This window comes from Aquimarina callyspongiae (assembly GCF_034322225.1).
Lineage (GTDB): Bacteria > Bacteroidota > Bacteroidia > Flavobacteriales > Flavobacteriaceae > Aquimarina.
Window position 1 is genome coordinate 850,433 of the sequence record NZ_JAXLPA010000002.1, and the last position, 17,315, is coordinate 867,747.

The following is a 17,315-nucleotide window of genomic DNA, read 5'->3' on the forward strand; positions in this document are numbered from 1 at the left end:
TCTATTCTTGGTTTATTTTTAAAATTACCATTCTAATAGTATTCTTTGTGCAGAAAACCCTGGTCCAAAGCTTAACATTAATCCTAGTTCTCCTGGCAATGGTTGTTTCTCCATAAATTGTTCTAATACATAAAGTACGGTAGCACTACTCATATTTCCATAATCTCTCAATACTGCTTTGGTTTCTTCAATATTTTTACCAAGATCTCCAAATAGTTCTTCTACCGTTTGCACTATTTTTTTACCGCCTGGATGAAAAATAAGATGATCTACTTCTTCTATTCTTTTTCCGTGTTTTTCTAAAAATGGATGAATAATTTTAGGAAAATGTTCCGCTATCTGTTCTGGTACTTTTTGATCTAGTACCATTTGTAATCCTCCATTGGTTAACTTAAATCCCATCATTGTTGTTGCATCATAAAAATGATACATTTCATCCGCAAGAATAGAAGGGCCTTCTGCTTCTTGTTCTGATGATAACAATGTACAAGCGGCTCCATCTCCAAAAATTGCTGCACTGACCATATTAACCATACTAAAATCATCTAGTTGAAAAGTAGCTGTTGGAGACTCTATAGCAATTACCGCTGCTCTTTTACCTGGATTAGCCTGCAAAAAATTACGTGCGTAGATAATCCCTGAAACTCCAGCGGCACATCCCATTTCTGTTACCGGTAATCTAATGATATCCTGTCTTAGCTTTAAGTCATTGATAATAAATGCATCTAGAGAAGGTATCATGATACCTGTACAGCTTACAGTAATAATGTAATCTAATGATTTTGGATCCCAATCTGCTTTTTTTAGTGCCTTTTCTAAAACACTGGTTCCAAGTTTTTTAACTTCTCTTATATAGATATCATTTTTTTCTTCGAATGAAGTAGCCGAAAACACTTCTTCTATACTCATAATACCATATCGTTTATCGACTGCCGCATTTTCAAAGATTTTAAGTACTTTTCTTCTGAAACGATCTTCCTGCCCGCTTAACCACTGTGAAACAAATGGTAATATTTCTTTTGTCTCTCTTTTATATTGTGGAAGCTGTTTGGCTACTGTTGTAATTTTTACACTCAACTCTTTTTGTTTTCTAAATTTTACTTTTTAATGATCCATTGATATCTAAAAGCCCATTTCCATTGTATATAGTGCTTTGAAGGTTTTAATTTCTCTGCAAACTTTTTTAATTCATTTTTCCTAAACCCTCTTAAAATAGAAATAGCTCCATCATATTTTGCCATTGGGTTATTTATAAAAATAGCACAAACTAACTTAAAAAGGTAATACGCGAGTTTGCTCCTTTGTAAATCGTTAATAACAACCCCAACACTTGTTTGTTTATTTAAAGTATATAATAAATCTTCAATTTGTTGATTATTAAAATGATGTAACGTAAGGGTACATAGTACAATATCGAAATTTTGTCTGGCATATGAATCATTAAATATGTCATCTACCTGATAAGAAATTTCTGGATAGTGTATCGATAACTCTTTTGCATTTTCGATAGTAAATTTATTAGCATCAATACCTAATAATTTGAATTGATATCCTAATTTTCTACCTAATTTTGCGATTGCTCTTAGCATATCTCCATTACCACATCCAATATCGGTAATGTGATATGTTTTATCCTTAGATAGTTTTTTAAGAAGAAAGGTTACACCTTTTATCGTAATTCTATTGCCTCCAAGCCACTTATTAAGCTTTGCAATGTCCTTAAGCGTTTTCTCGAGAGTTTCTCCTTGCATTTCAAAATCATCCATCAACTCCTCCTCTTCACTCCTATATGTTGTATCAATCAGCATATGATAGGTTTTCCATGAGTTTGCTGAATAATTTTAGGGACTACAGAAGGGATTATTGTAGCCAGTTTTTGTGCTACTTGCTGATAGTTTTTGTCTAACAATATATTTTGTAAAACTCTTCCGGCATATAAACGCTTAGAGAAAGCTTTGTTCCATTCTTTTGTGTATTGTACTTCTAAACTTGCTTGTGAGTATGAAGCAGGTATTTCATAATTTTTAATAAGTAGATTACACAATATTTGAGCACTTTGTATTGCCATTGCCATACCGTTACCACAAAGAGGATGTATCAATCCAGCTGCATCTCCCATCATAAAAATATGATTATCCACAGGGTTCTTTTTATTAAAATTTACCTGACTGATCGTTATAGGTTTTTTAAAAACCGGAGTGGCTTTTTCAAAAAAACTATATAGATGTGGATTTTGACACATTACATTTTTTTGAAAGGCATCAATACTCTTATGCTCTTTAAAACTGCTATAATTAACTAAGTAACATACATTAACCATATTACTTTCTACTCCGGATATCCCACAATACCCACCACTAAAATTGTGTAAAGCAACTGTATCTTTTGGATGATCAGCTTTATAATGTGCTTTTACTGCCAACCAAGGTGATTTTTTGGAAACAAAATCTCTTTCTAATTCTTTATCTAAGCTAGAACGTTTACCATAGGCTCCAATAACAAAATCACTGTTAAAATGATCATTTTTTAAAGTTTGAACTTCAAAAACTTCATTGTTATAACGTATTTGAGTTACCTGATCATTGATAAGTTTTACTCCTAATTCCTGGGCTTTGTTCCAAAGATAATGGTCCAAAGCATACCTGCTAACCCCAAAACCACCTAAAGGTAATTTGCTATGGATAAGAGCTCCTTTTTGTGTACTGATTTTAAATTTAGAAATCTGTACAGGTTTTAACTCATTGATCTCTAATTGTAAATAATCAAAATAAGGAAGTACTTCATTAGAAATATATTCTCCACAAACTTTGTGCTTTGGGTACACATCTTTTTCAATTAAAGTGACAGGGATTTTTGCTTTAGCAAGATGAATTGCACTAATCAAACCAGCCAAACCTCCTCCTACGATAATGATGTGCGAATCTTTATTCATTGTAATGAAGATACATAATTTTTGGGCATAAAAAAATCCCAACTTCACAGTCGGGATTTCTTAGCAATCATTACAATTTTACACTAGCCTTTACTTTGTTGTAATGCTTCTTCTCTCATAGTATCATTAGGTGATATTGTAATTTCAACCCTCCTGTTTTTTAACCTACCTTCTGGAGTTTCATTGGTATATTTTGGTTGTAATTCTCCATACCACTTTACAGTAAACCTAAGAGGAGATACTTCTTGACTCACAATATAATCTGTTACTGATCCTGCTCTGTTTTTAGAAAGCATATAATTACTCTCCTCACTTCCAACATTATCGGTATGTCCTTCGACCAGGATATCAGAATTTGGATATTCTTTTAGGATATTTGCTAAACGCTGAATGGTTTCTTTTGAACTATCATTTAATTCATAAGCATTGGTATCAAAGTAGACCCCACTATTTTCATCAAAAACAATATTTATGGTTTCTTCAACTCTTTCTACCACAACACTTGGCATCTCTTCTGTAATTTTTTTGGCTTGTTCATCCATTTTATTTCCAATGAGTCCTCCTACTGTAGCTCCCACGATTCCACCGATTACTGCTCCTAATTCTGTATCCCCATCTCCTACATTATTACCTATTACGCCTCCTATTACCGCTCCTCCAGCAGCTCCAATTATACCGCCTATTTCAGCGTTTTTCATAGCTTTACATCCTATTAATTGTACTATTATTAATAGTAATACAAATACTTTTAGTACTTTTTTGTTATTGTGTGAACTTATCATAATTTGTTTGTTGGTTTTAATTCTAATTTGTGTGATCATTATCAATTTGACATGTCAAAACTACGATCTAACCCATTGGCATACATCACTATTTTCAGTGAAAAACAGTTACTGAATTCAGGGTTTCTTGTTATAATTGCAATAAAAAAAGAGGCGAAATTGCCTCTTTAAGATTAGGTATCGGGGTATTTAGAGTTAATTGGTCAAGACTTTTGTAAAATTTAATTCTATAACAATTTTATCATTATCTGCCATGACCTCATAAGTCCATATCATTGTAGTTTTATCTAGTTTTGACAAAGCCATTCTATAACCTTTATTATTTAGCTCACTTACCATTCTTTTATTAACGGGTTTAATCATCAAACTATAATCAAATCCATACATTTCATCTGGTATTGTCCATACAAAATTTTGGGATTCATTTACTTTACAGGATGTATCTAATATTGTATACTTTCCAGTATTATTATTAGAGATAAATTTCCAGTGTGATTTTTCTAAACATTTTGCCGGAACCTGATCAAAAAGAGTGATTTTATAAACTCCATCCGCCTCATAATCTATGGTATTTAATACCCAATCCCCTTTAATACCAGCCATTGCAGTTACTACGGTTTTACTTAAGGGTTTACAGGATACAATAACTAATAAACAGAAGATGATTAAATATTGTTTTTTCATGGTGGTTTTGTGAGTAATTTGTATACACAAAGATTGTACAAAGAGTTTCGCAAAACAACATCCAAAATAGTGAAATTACTTTCACGGTTTTCAGGGGTAAATATGTAAAAATCCCTCATAAGCAATTGCTCACAAGGGATTTTTGAAATTTATTTAGAGAGTATTTTATTCGATTAGTCTACTTTTTCTTTAGCTTCTTTGATCATTTTATCATTGGCCAAAATCCCAAATTCAACACGTCTGTTTTTTGCTCTTCCTTCTGCAGTAGCATTATCGTATTTAGGAAGTGTTTCTCCGTGATAATAAGTAGTAAAACGGCTTTTATCAATACCTTGAGCAATTAAATAACTAGTTACTGAACTAGCTCTTTTTCTGGATAACTCCATATTATAATCATCATTCCCGGTACTATCTGTATGTCCTTCTACGATAATATTAGTATCTGGATATTCTTTAAATATTCCAGCTAGTTTATTTAGATTAGCTCTAGACTTTGTATTAATATTGAATTTGTTAGTATCAAAATATACACCACTGTTTTCATCAAAAACAATATCAATACCTTCTCCTACTCTGGTTACTTCTGCACCTGGAATTTCTTCTTCTATTTTCTGAGCTTGCTTATCCATTTGTTTACCGATAACACCTCCGGCAACTCCACCGACTACACCACCAATAACCGCTCCTAAAGCAGAGTTTCTTTTTCCAACATTATTACCGATGATACCACCTAACACAGCTCCTGCAGTAGTACCAATTACAGCTCCTTTTTGAGTATTATTAGCATTTTTAACAGCATCGCAGCCAGAAAATAACACTAGGGCTAACCCTATAACACATATTTTTGTGAGATTCTTTTTCATTGTCGTGAGATTTGAGTTTATTGTATTTTATTAAAATTCATAGTGATTACAAATGGTTTTCCTTCTAAGCTAACCGTTTGTGTCCAGGTCATTGTAGCATCATCTAAATGTTTTAATGCCATCCTGTATCCTTTGTTATTATTAGTACTTTTTTTCTTTTCATCTATTGGTTTGAAAAGAAAGCTATACTCTCCATTAGCATCTGGTTGTGGAATGGTAAATCTAAAATTACGAACCCCTACAGAGGTACAAGTATTTTGGTTTACATCATATTTACCTGTGTTATTATTAGGTATAAATTTCCAGGTGCTACCAGTAAAACACTCTGCAGAAGCATCATTATATAAAGTTACTTCAAATATTCCGGAACGATCGTAAGAAATCTTATCTAAAGACCATTCTCCTTTAAGTGTTTTTTTTGCAGAAATAATAGTTTTTTGCGTAGAACCACAAGATGCTATTGTTATTACAATTAATGCGAATAAAATTTTTTTCATAATAGTGAGACAGGTTTTAATTATTGTATCATATTAACGATTCAAATATTGATATATTTCAGATTTTTATAATTAAAACTCTATGAAATTAGCGGCCATTTTCGGATAAAAAGCATAGAGTTAGGATAAACGTACTTATTATTAATCCTATAGAGTAAGAAACACTAAAATTCCTTATACTAATGTATCAATATTTTAAAATGAAAATACGACAATTATGATACATTAACTAAGATTAATGATGTTTATAAGGTTAAAAAAAGAATATATATTATTGACTAAGTTTTTCTTCTTTTGGTACTCTAAATAGAAGTAAAACACCTATAACAAAAAATATAATAAAAAAGAGAATCGAATATCTAACGCTTCCTGTTAATTGAGCGACCAACCCATAGGAAAACATCCCTATTACAATCCCTATTTTTTCTGACACATCATAGAAACTAAAATATGATGCCGTATCTACGGCATTTTCAGGTAATAACTTTGAATATGTAGATCTGGACAAAGCTTGTATCCCTCCCATTATTAAACCTACAATAGCTGCAGCTATATAAAACTGTAGAGGCGTGGTAATTGTATACGCATAGATACATATTGCAATCCAAATGAAATTAATAACAATCAAAGTTTTGATATTACCATATTTTGCAGATGCTTTAGAAGTAAGAAAAGCTCCCGCAACTGCTACCAATTGGATTAATAAAATACTAATGATTAAGCCTGTGGTTGCATCTTGATCTCCCCAATCTAATTCTTCAATTCCAAAGTAGGTAGCAATCAACATAATAGTCTGTACAGCCATACTATACACAAAAAAGGATACTAAATATCTTTTCAACCTTAAATTATGTTTTAATGCGCTCCATATTGATTTTAATTCTTTGAAACCATTAAAAAGAACGTCTTTAGAAAGTGTTTCCTTTTTATTTCCTTTTGGCAAGTAGTAGTAAGTATATTGACTAAAAATTATCCACCAAACACCCACCATCAAAAATGACAATCTAGTCGGTAATCCTTCACTTTCAAAACCAAACCATTCATATTTTAAGATCATTATCAGATTAATAATCAATAGTATCACACTACCTATATAACCTAGTGAATATCCTTTAGCACTTATAGAATCCTGTTGTTCAGGAAAAGCAATATCAGGCAGATACGAATTATAGAACACAATACTGCCCCAGAATCCAATTAGACCAAATAGATAACATAACAACCCGAAGAATAAATTATCTAATGAGAACCAATACAAACCTATACAAGAAAATGCTCCTAAATAACAAAAGAATTTTAAAAAATTCTTTTTATTCCCTACATAATCAGCAATTCCTGAAAGAAAAGGGCTTATAAAAGAAACTATTAAAAACGCCAATGCAGTTACATAACTAATTAATGAGTCATTGTTAAAATCATATCCTAAAAACGTAACTGTATCACTAACAATTTCTCCTTCATCATCTCTAATAATAGTTAGTGCTCCCCAAAATATTGGAAATATGGCTGATGATATTGTAAGATTATAAACAGAATTCGCCCAATCATAAAAAGCCCAGGCATTTAGAAGTTTTTTATCCCCTTTTGGTAAAGTTGTTCGCATGCTATAAAATTAAAAAGCTGCTTCAGATTGTTCTGAAACAGCTTCTAAAATAGGTATAATCTTTTTAAACTAATTAAAGTTTACAATTATTTAAATGTTGTTACTCCAAATTTCTTTGCTTCTTCTTTTGCAGCAGGTGCCCAAGCAGTAAGATTACTTATACGAGTATCATTTGAAGGGTGCGTACTCAAAAACTCTGGCGGTGCTTGTCCTCCGCTATTTGCTTTCATACGTTTCCATAATTCTGCAGCTTCTTCAGGGTTATAACCTGCTATTGCCATAAGAGTTAATCCAATTTTATCAGCTTCAGTTTCATGACTTCTACTAAAAGGTAACATCACTCCTACCTGACTTCCTAATCCAAAAGCAGTACCAATAATCTGCTGCGTTTTTTCATCCTGACCACTAGCAGCTACTGTTGTAGCAGCTCCCGCTAATTGTTGTATTTGTCCTGCACTCATGCGTTGTTGCCCATGATTAGCTATTGCATGTACAACTTCGTGTCCCATAATTGCAGCAACTCCTGTTTCGGTTTTTGCAATAGGAAGGATACCTGTATAGAATGCTATTTTTCCTCCAGGCATTGCCCAGGCATTTACAACATCATCATCTATAAGGTTATACTCCCATTTGTAATCCTTTAAATATCCTTGATGGCCATTAGCATTTAGCCATCTCTCTGCTGCAGTTGCTATTTTTTGTCCAACTCGTTTGATCATTTCTGCATCAGAAGTACCCTTTACTACTTTGCTCTCTTGTAAAACTTTATCGTATTGAGCAAAAGCAGCAGGTAAAATCTGTGAATTAGGCACCAACGCCAATGTTTGTTTACCTGTAAATGGATTTGTAGCACACGACATAAAAAGCGCAATCGCTCCAAATGCTACAATAGATTTTCTAATTATCATAATTGATTATTTGTAATATTCTTTCAGTTAAAATTACAAAAATAACACGCTTTTCTCAAACAAACGGCATTGAATTAATTGAGTAAAATCCATGTATGGATATAAACATCGATAAACTGCATTTATTTTGCTATAATATGAAGTTCTGTAAAGTCTTTGGGTACAGTTATAACACTCTCTTCTGGATTATAATGTATACTATTTAAATCGACTACTACATTATCAATTTCTATTTCCTGAATCTCAAAAGGCAAACCAATCAATTTAATCCTCATATTTTCATATTCAGTAATAAAAGTACCATCCTTATGTTGTTGAATAATCACTTCATTTTCCTTTCCTGTAAAAGAAAAACTTCTTAAACTGAATCTTCCTTTTGCATAATCATATCCATCTTGCGCATCTTCATATACTTTGGACACTTCTTTGTTGCCTAGTTTATAATAAACTTCAAGACTTAACTCTTCAATTTTCTTTTCACCTACATACTGTTGTACTGGATACTTAGGTATTACAGCTCCTTCTTTTATAAACAATGGTATAATATCCAGATCAGCATCTACCCATTGTTCCATACCGCCTTTTACATATTCATGAGTCCAGTAATTATACCAATTTCCACGAGGAATATACATTCTTCTTCCTTTTGCATTAGGTTCCTGAATAGGACAAACTAGTATCTGGTTTCCGAATACAAATTCATCAGTTCTATAGTGGGTTTGTAGGTCTTCCTGATCGAATAATACTAATGGTTTTAGCATAGGAATTCCTGCTTCTGCATATTCCCAAAACATGGTATATAGATAAGGTAGTAATTGATATCGTAATTCAACAAATTTACGGGTCACATCTACTACTTCATCTCCAAACGTCCATGGTTCCTGATTTCCGTGATCTCCAGAGGAATGTGTACGACAGAAAGGATGAAATACTCCTAATTGGATCCATCTGGCATATAATTCTCCTGTAGGATGTTCTGCAAAGCCTCCAATATCACTACCGGTAAAAGACATACCACTCATACTCATGCGCTGTGCTTGTATGTTTGCGATCCATAGGTGTTCCCAAGTAGCGATATTATCACCTGTCCATGAAGAGGTATATCGTTGCGCTCCAGAATATGCAGATCTGGTGATTATAAAAGGTCGTTTAGGATATGCAAATCGTTTTACGCCTTGATAGGTTGCTCTAGCCATTTGGGTCCCGTAGATGTTATGTGCTTTTCTGTGACTACACGGATTGCCATCATAATTATGTCGAACATCATCAGGAAAGGTTTTGCCCGGAACTTCCATAACGGCAGGTTCATTCATATCATTCCACACTCCTTTTACTCCGATCTCATCTATAATTTCTTTAAATAATCCAGCCCACCATTCTCTTACTTCTGGATTAGTAAAATCAGGAAAGTAACATTCTCCTGGCCATACTTTTCCTCTCATATAAGGACCATCTGCTCTTTTACAGAAATAATCCTTTTCCATAGCTTCTTTGTAAACCGAATATTCATCATCGATTTTAATACCTGGATCAATAATAACAACTGTTTTAAAACCATCTTCTGCTAATTCTGCAACCATGCGCTTGGGATCTGGAAAGTATTCTTTATTCCAAGTAAAACAACGGAATCCATCCATATAATCAATATCCAGATATATGGCATCACAAGGAATCTGGAGTTCTCTAAATTTATTAGTTACTTCTTTCACCTTACTTTCTGGATAATAACTCCATTTACACTGATGATATCCCAATGCCCATAATGGTGGTAATTCTGGTTTACCGGTAAGATCTGTATACCTAGTTACTACTTCTTGCATATCAGGGCCGTAAAAGAAATAATAATTCATTTCTCCTCCCTGAGCCCAAAAACTGGTTACATTACGACGCTCGTGACAGAAATCAAAGAAGGTTCTAAATGTGTTGTCAAAGAAGATTCCATATGCTCTTTCTTCATACATTCCTATATAAAAAGGCACACTTTTATATATTGGATCTTGATCTTTATTAAATGCATACTGATCTGTTGCCCAATTCTCTATTCGTTTTCCTTTTAAATTAAGATGCATGGGTTTATCTCCTAATCCATAGTAACATTCTCCTTGAGGAGCTGATTTACTCATTTTCACAATGTTACCACCATATTCATAGCTTTGTTCCCAATGAAAACCCCAGTCATCTTTACAGATAATGTTTCCTTCTTTATCTGTAATAATCACCTGAATATTTTCTTTAGCAATGGATATGTTTATTTTGGAAGTAATAATATCATAGCTTGCTTGATTTTCTTTAACCTCTAATAGACTATAACCTTTGGCTCTTTTTTTGCTAATAGCGTAAGAAAAATCTTTTTCAAAATTATTATCAGTTGCGTATCTAAATCTAATAACACTACCACGTATAACGGTTACTTGAAGTATAACCCCATTTTCTGTAGCAAAATCTATTTTATCAACGTTCTGTGAAAAAGAAATTATCTTACCAGGAAACAAGTTTCCTTTATGCTCTAACTCGGTGTTAATAATCATAGTAGATTTGTTTAATTAGTGGTCTTTATTGACTTATTCTCAAAGTAAAAGAACGACATCCAAATGAATTTCAAAACGTTTTTTGCTACTATTTATTAAGAAAAAACAACGAAAACGTTTGAAATAATATTCAATTAACAATTGTTTAAACTTCAGAATAATGCAAGCCTCAAATAATAACCAAAATTTAGATTATTTATCTATTTTAAATACTATTGTGCCTAATGGCGGAATTGTGATTTCTGCTGAAAATTTTCGATAATGCCAATCCTTTTTCTCTACACTAATTTCTTCAGAATTTGAAATATTACTACCTGCATATTTTATTACATCACTATTAAATATCTCAACTAATTTTCCTTTTTGAGGTAATCCAATTCGATAATCAGTTCTAGGTATAGGAGTAAAATTACAAACTACAATAAGTAAGTCATCTTTCTTTTTTCCTTTGCGTATATATGCAATTACAGAGTTTTCATGATCGTCATAACTTATCCATTCAAAACCTGATTGATCAAACTGTTGTTCATATAATGCTGGATAGTTTTTATATAAAATATTGAGATCTGTAATTAGTTCTTTTATTCCTGCATGATATTCATATTGTAATACATACCAATCCAAACCATTCTGAAAATCCCATTCTTGTCGTTGTCCAAATTCTGAACCCATAAATAATAAATTGGTTCCAGGATGTGTAAACATATAGCTATAGAGCAATCTTAAATTAGCAAATTGCTGCCATTCATCTCCAGGCATTCTCCCAATAATACTTTTTTTACCATAAACTACTTCGTCGTGTGATAAGGGTAGCATAAAGTTTTCTGTAAAAGCATATGTCATACTGAAGGTTAGATCGTTTTGATGATGTTTACGATATATAGGTTCTTTTGCCATATATTGTAATGTATCATGCATCCAACCCATCATCCATTTCATTCCAAAGCCTAAACCTCCTGCATACGTAGGTTTTGATACCATAGAATACGAAGTAGATTCTTCTGCAATAGTTTGTACATCAGGAAAGCTTGCATACACCTCAGTATTTAACTCTTTAAGAAAGGAGATAGCTTCTAGATTTTCTCTTTCTCCATATATGTTAGGCTCCCATTCTCCTTCTTCTCTTGAATAATCTAAATAAAGCATAGAAGCCACTGCATCTACTCGTAATCCATCTGCATGATATTGATCTAACCAGAATATTGCATTACTAATAAGAAAACTCTTTACTTCATTTCGTCCATAATTAAAAATAAGGCTTTTCCAATCTGGATGGTATCCTTTTCTTTTGTCAGGATGTTCATATAAACAAGATCCATCAAAGAATCCTAATCCGTGTGCATCTTCTGGAAAATGCGATGGCACCCAATCAAGGATAACTCCAATATCATTTTGATGTAATTTATCAACGAGTAATTTAAATTCTTCTGGATATCCAAATCGTGAAGTAGGTGCAAAATATCCTGTTAACTGATATCCCCAAGAGGGATCATAAGGGTACTCCATAATTGGCATTAACTCAACATGAGTAAACTGCATTTTCTTGACATAAGTTACCAGCTCTTCTGCTAATTCAACATATGACAAAAACCTGTTTTCTTCTATTTTTTTCTTCCAAGAACCAAGGTGTACTTCGTATACAGAATAAGGAGCATCAATGGCATTATGTTTCTTACGTTTCTGCATCCATTGTTCATCTTTCCAATCATACAGGGTATCCCATACTATTGAAGCAGTTTTGGGTGGATGCTCACATCTACGAGCATATGGATCTGCCTTTTCGGTCTTAATATCATTATTAGATGAGTGTATTTTGTATTTGTACACGCTTCCTTTTCCTACTCCCGGAATAAACCCTTCCCAAATACCTGATTGATCCCAACGCACATTAAGTATATGCTCTCCTTCTGTCCAATAATTAAAATCGCCTATTACTGATACTGATTTAGCAGACGGAGCCCAGACTGCAAAGTAGGTTCCTTCTGTTGTATCAACAGTGATAATATGCGATCCAAATTTTTCATACAACCGATAATGTTTTCCGGCTTTAAAAAGATTCACATCAAACTCAGTAAATAAGCTATGTACAATTACGTTCCCCATTCAATCATTATTTATAGGCTTTAAAATTTATATTCGTATCTATCTCTATAATATATTATTATGGATAAAAACACTTATATCTTAAATCCATCAGGAATTACAGCTCCTTTTTTTATTACTACTATACCGTCTTTTATTGAGTAGGACTCTTCATTTTTATCCTCGAGATGAGCACCTCCTTCAATAGTTACATTATTACCTATCCTACAGTCCTTATCTATGATAGCATGGTTTATTAAACATCGCTCTCCTACTCCAATATAAGGTCTATTATCTTTGGTATCGATCTTTAACTCTTCAATATCCTGATATCGATCACTACCAATCATATAGGTGTTTTTAATCACTGTATCTTTGCCAATTCTGGAACGAATACCTATAACAGATTGCTCTATTTCTTTAGCTTGAATAAGACACCCTTCTGCAATCATGGCTTTATTAAAGCAAGTTCCTGATATTTTTGATGGTGGTAAAATTCTAGGTCTGGTAAGTATGCTTTTGGCATTATTAAATAAATCAAACTTAGGAATGTCATTAGCCAATTCTATATTAGCTTCAAAAAAGGAAGAAATATTTCCTATATCCGTCCAATACCCTTCGTATTGATACGCAAGTACTTTACTTTTACCTATAGAATCCGGAATAATTTCTTTCCCAAAATCAATTGTATCTGGGTTTGATAATATATCAACTAACAATTGTCTATTGAAGATATAAATCCCCATAGAAGCCAGGTAGTCCCTATTTTCATTTTTCATTTCATCACTTACCTCAGATTCCCATCCAGGTAATTGATCAGCACTGGGTTTTTCTGTAAAAGATGTAATAAAATTATCATCATCAGTCTTAAGAATACCAAACTCTGTTGCATCTTTAGAATTAACCGGGATTGTAGCTATAGATATATCTGCTTCTTTTTCGATATGTGCATCAAGCATTTCGTTAAAGTCCATTTGATATAACTGATCCCCAGAAAGAATTAAAGCGTATTCAAAATCATGATTAAGAAAATGATGCATAGATTGCCTTACAGCATCAGCGGTTCCCTGAAACCATGTTTTATTATCTGGTGTTTGTTCTGCAGCAAGTACATCAACAAAGGCGTCACTAAAAGAACTAAATATATAAGTGTTCTTAATATGGCTATTAAGTGATGCAGAATTAAACTGCGTTAACACAAACATTCTTTTAATATCAGAATGTATACAGTTTGTGATTGGAATATCTACTAATCGATATTTACCTGCAATAGAAACAGCAGGTTTTGACCTGCTTTCTGTTAACGGGGATAAACGTGTTCCTTGTCCTCCTCCAAGAATAATTGCAAGGACTTTTTTGTTGATCATTTTAGTTGTTTTAAGGATTTGTATAACTGGATGTACTGTTTAGCTGAATGATTCCATGAATTATCAATTTTCATAATCCTTTTTTGTGTTTCCGTATAGTGTTTTTGATCGTTATAAAATTCGACTCCCCTTTTAATCGAATAAAATATATCATTAATGTTAACTTTATTATGGCAGATTCCAAAACCATCATCTCCGATATCTACTATGGTATCTTTTAACCCTCCTATGCTACGAACGATAGGTATTAAACCATAACGAAGAGAATACATCTGGTTAAGTCCGCAAGGTTCTACTCTTGATGGCATTAATAGAAAATCTGCACCTGCATATATGATATGAGACAGTTTTTCATCATATCCTATATAGGTATTATATCGATCAGAAAAACGTTCTTTAAGTGCTAATAAATGGTTTTCTACTTCTTTGTTTCCCGATCCTAAGATTAGCATATTAACATCTAAATGTTTTAGCGTTTCAGAAACAACTTCTGGTAATAAATCAGCGCCTTTTTCATACACTAGCCGACCAATAAAAGCGAATAATGGTTTTTCTATATCTAAATCAAATTTGTTGCAAATCCATTCTTTGTTAACTCTACGGCCAGAAATAAATGTATCTATATTATAATTCTCTATAACCATGGGATCTGTTTCAGGATCCCAGGTATCGTGATCAATACCGTTAAGAATCCCTATACATTTATCATTTTCATGGGCAAGTAATCTTTCTAATCCATTTGCTTGTTGTTGCAGCTCTAGCATATAACTAGGTGAAACTGTAGTTACTCTCCACGCACATTTAATTCCTGCTGCCAAAGGATTTATACATTGATCCCAATCTAATAACCCGATATGAGATTCATTAAATTGAGGAATATAGTTTAGTTTTTCATATGAAAACTGCCCTTGATATTGTGCATTATGTATCGTAAGAACCGTAGGTATATCACTTAAAAATTGATATTTATCTACTTGTGATACCATAAAAGGAATTAATCCGGTATGATGATCATGACAATGTATTACATCAGGTTTTTCATCTACTTGAAGTAACCAATCTAATACTGCTAATTGAAATGAAACAAATCTTTCTGTATCATCCTCATAACCATAAACATTAGAACGATGCAATAAGCTTTCTATGTGAACCAGATATATCTGAAAACCTAATTTCTTTTTGGTCTCTGCCTTTTTAATTGAAAAATCAAATGTCTTAGTACCAAGATTTAAGGTTCCGGAATAAACTGTTACTACCTCTAATTTTTGACAATAATCATTATCAAAGTAAGGTATAATAACTTCTGCAACAGTATCAGAATTATTGAGGTATTTTGGTAAAGAACCTACCACGTCTGCAAGTCCGCCAACTTTTGCCAGTGGATAACATTCTAAACTTGTGTGAAGTATTTTCATTGTTGGTTTTTAGCACATTACTCCATAAAAGTATCTCAAAATTGTTGATATCTTCTAAGAAGTTTTAAAACTAAAAAAAACAATACTAGTAACTACTAAATAAATTTCAAAAAGAAAGAGTCTTAATGATTATTTAATAATTTTTTAGCAATATCATTTTATTTTTCATAATTGTTAAATAAAAGAAAAGTTTAGCAATGTTAATAACCTTGTCTGATTATTTATTAATTGTACGCAATGCTTTTTTGATTATGTAAGCTGTATCTTTTGTTGGAGATTCATCTTTCCATCTGTTACATAAGATTTGAACCCATTCGGGTCTTGTTTTACTGGCATCGTTCAACCAATTACCCACAGCGTCTTTGACATACTTAGAAGTATCTGATTTAAGTGGTTCTAAAATAGAGATTCCTTTTTCAGGGTTTTCTTTTAAGGCATCTATCTTTTTTGTCCAGACTCCTATAGGTCGTGTAGCTTCTATAGCATACCTCCGGATATTCTCATCCTCACTTGAAGTCCATTCAGATAATATATTAACAGCTTCTTCTAGATTTTCTATAATAAACTCCTTTGCTGAAAATATCGCTACCTCACGAACTCCAAAATGTGGATCTGCTGCATAAGGTTTTATTAGTTGTAGGCGTTCAGAAATTGTTAACTCTAATCCCACACTATATTGTGCTGCCCAGCATCTAACCACATCTGATGTATGACTAGAGAGAGATTCAATAATATTTTTATCATTTGTTAATTGTGAGAATGTGATACCGATAACTTTTGCATTAGAATTTGCTGATGCTTTCTTTTGAAAAGAAACAGCTTCATAAAAACTATCGTACCACTCTTGTTTATCTAAATCATTTAATATGATAGTTAACAATTTTAATTGGTCTACTGCCAGCCACTCCATAAGGTTGGCTGTTTCTATCAATCCTTTATTTAGATATTCTATAACTTCTGGATTAAGATCCTTAAAACTTCTGGCTCCTTTTCTATTTTGTATATGTTCTGGAATCATATAAATATGAATGTTTTTGTCATCTGTTTTTTCAAAGATACTGATAACTAATTATGACTTTTCTATTTCTGTTTTTGGTAAAAAATGTACAGTAGCTATCATAAAAACCCGGATTCAATAGTTTGTTTCTAAAATAACAGAATCCAGGTTCATGAAACTTATTACTCCTCAAAATAATTGAATGTATCAAAATGATACATTTGTACAGATTCTGGCTTAATCACGGTAAATGCTTTTGCTGCCAATGGATTCTTAATAATATCTGCAGCAGCATCTTTTGCAGATTTCATATCTGCCCAGTGTACAATATCTATAAATTTTCCAGCAGCATTACTCGCTGTTGTTCTCTCGATAAAACCATAATATAATTTAAGGACATCATTTAAAGATTTTAGTGCAGTTCTAACTTCTGCTTTTGAATAATCTGGATTAGAATTAAATACAACTACTTCTACAACTGACTTTTGGTTTTTCATGTGTGGTTCTTTTTGATTAGATGTGATACTTGCGCTAAATAATACACTCATCATAATGATTTAATAGTATTGTGATTATTAATGATGTTCAAAATTAAGACCACACACTGACAACAGTATGTCAAGGGAATTTAAAAAAAAGAGAAAAAACTTAATTTTT

At 32.5% G+C, this 17,315-nt stretch carries 15 protein-coding genes; all 15 read right to left on the reverse strand.

The features are described from left to right. Positions 1-24: 24 nt before the first annotated feature. Positions 25-1,077 (reverse strand): type III polyketide synthase, encoded by a 1,053-nt coding sequence (locus U0D62_RS10845; RefSeq protein WP_322287303.1) that lies wholly within the window; start codon positions 1,075-1,077, stop codon positions 25-27. A gap of 20 nt (positions 1,078-1,097) precedes the next feature. Then, positions 1,098-1,808, reverse strand: coding sequence for a methyltransferase domain-containing protein (locus U0D62_RS10850; protein ID WP_322287304.1), 711 nt, complete (start codon positions 1,806-1,808; stop codon positions 1,098-1,100). Continuing rightward, the gene (locus tag U0D62_RS10855; protein ID WP_322287305.1) at positions 1,802-2,932 is read right to left on the reverse strand and encodes an NAD(P)/FAD-dependent oxidoreductase; all 1,131 of its coding nucleotides are present in this window, start codon (positions 2,930-2,932) and stop codon (positions 1,802-1,804) included. The genes U0D62_RS10850 and U0D62_RS10855 overlap by 7 nt, the downstream gene beginning before the upstream one ends. A gap of 83 nt (positions 2,933-3,015) precedes the next feature. After that, entirely contained in the window at positions 3,016-3,714 is a 699-nt protein-coding gene (locus U0D62_RS10860) for a YiaD family glycine zipper/OmpA-like lipoprotein (RefSeq protein WP_322287306.1), read from the reverse strand. Positions 3,715-3,909: 195 nt separating this feature from the next. After that, entirely contained in the window at positions 3,910-4,398 is a 489-nt protein-coding gene (locus U0D62_RS10865; protein ID WP_322287307.1) for a lipocalin family protein, read from the reverse strand. Between the two features lie 173 nt (positions 4,399-4,571). Next, positions 4,572-5,261, reverse strand: a complete 690-nt coding sequence (locus tag U0D62_RS10870; RefSeq protein ID WP_322287308.1) for a YiaD family glycine zipper/OmpA-like lipoprotein — start codon at positions 5,259-5,261, stop codon at positions 4,572-4,574. Between the two features lie 17 nt (positions 5,262-5,278). Continuing rightward, positions 5,279-5,758, reverse strand: coding sequence for a lipocalin family protein (locus U0D62_RS10875; RefSeq protein WP_322287309.1), 480 nt, complete (start codon positions 5,756-5,758; stop codon positions 5,279-5,281). A gap of 271 nt (positions 5,759-6,029) precedes the next feature. Beyond that, on the reverse strand, positions 6,030-7,361 hold the full coding sequence (locus tag U0D62_RS10880) for an MFS transporter (protein ID WP_322287310.1): 1,332 nt from the start codon (positions 7,359-7,361) through the stop codon (positions 6,030-6,032). 86 nt (positions 7,362-7,447) lie between these two features. Beyond that, positions 7,448-8,269, reverse strand: a complete 822-nt coding sequence (locus U0D62_RS10885; RefSeq protein ID WP_322287311.1) for a M48 family metallopeptidase — start codon at positions 8,267-8,269, stop codon at positions 7,448-7,450. Between the two features lie 122 nt (positions 8,270-8,391). Beyond that, positions 8,392-10,797 carry a glycoside hydrolase family 31 protein gene (locus U0D62_RS10890; RefSeq protein WP_322287312.1) on the reverse strand — a complete coding sequence of 802 codons (2,406 nt, stop codon included), beginning with the start codon at positions 10,795-10,797 and terminating at the stop codon, positions 8,392-8,394. A gap of 192 nt (positions 10,798-10,989) precedes the next feature. Beyond that, on the reverse strand, positions 10,990-12,900 hold the full coding sequence (glgB, locus tag U0D62_RS10895; RefSeq protein ID WP_322287313.1) for a 1,4-alpha-glucan branching protein GlgB: 1,911 nt from the start codon (positions 12,898-12,900) through the stop codon (positions 10,990-10,992). Between the two features lie 74 nt (positions 12,901-12,974). After that, positions 12,975-14,246, reverse strand: coding sequence for a glucose-1-phosphate adenylyltransferase (locus U0D62_RS10900; RefSeq protein ID WP_322287314.1), 1,272 nt, complete (start codon positions 14,244-14,246; stop codon positions 12,975-12,977). Continuing rightward, a complete protein-coding gene (locus tag U0D62_RS10905; protein ID WP_322287315.1) occupies positions 14,243-15,661 on the reverse strand; it encodes a glycogen synthase in 1,419 nt (472 codons plus the stop codon). Before U0D62_RS10905 ends, U0D62_RS10900 begins: the two co-directional genes overlap by 4 nt. Before the next feature lie 217 nt (positions 15,662-15,878). Next, positions 15,879-16,679, reverse strand: a complete 801-nt coding sequence (locus U0D62_RS10910; RefSeq protein WP_322287316.1) for a DNA alkylation repair protein — start codon at positions 16,677-16,679, stop codon at positions 15,879-15,881. 161 nt (positions 16,680-16,840) lie between these two features. Next, on the reverse strand, positions 16,841-17,155 hold the full coding sequence (locus U0D62_RS10915; RefSeq protein WP_322287317.1) for a hypothetical protein: 315 nt from the start codon (positions 17,153-17,155) through the stop codon (positions 16,841-16,843). Between the last annotated feature and the right edge of the window lie 160 nt (positions 17,156-17,315).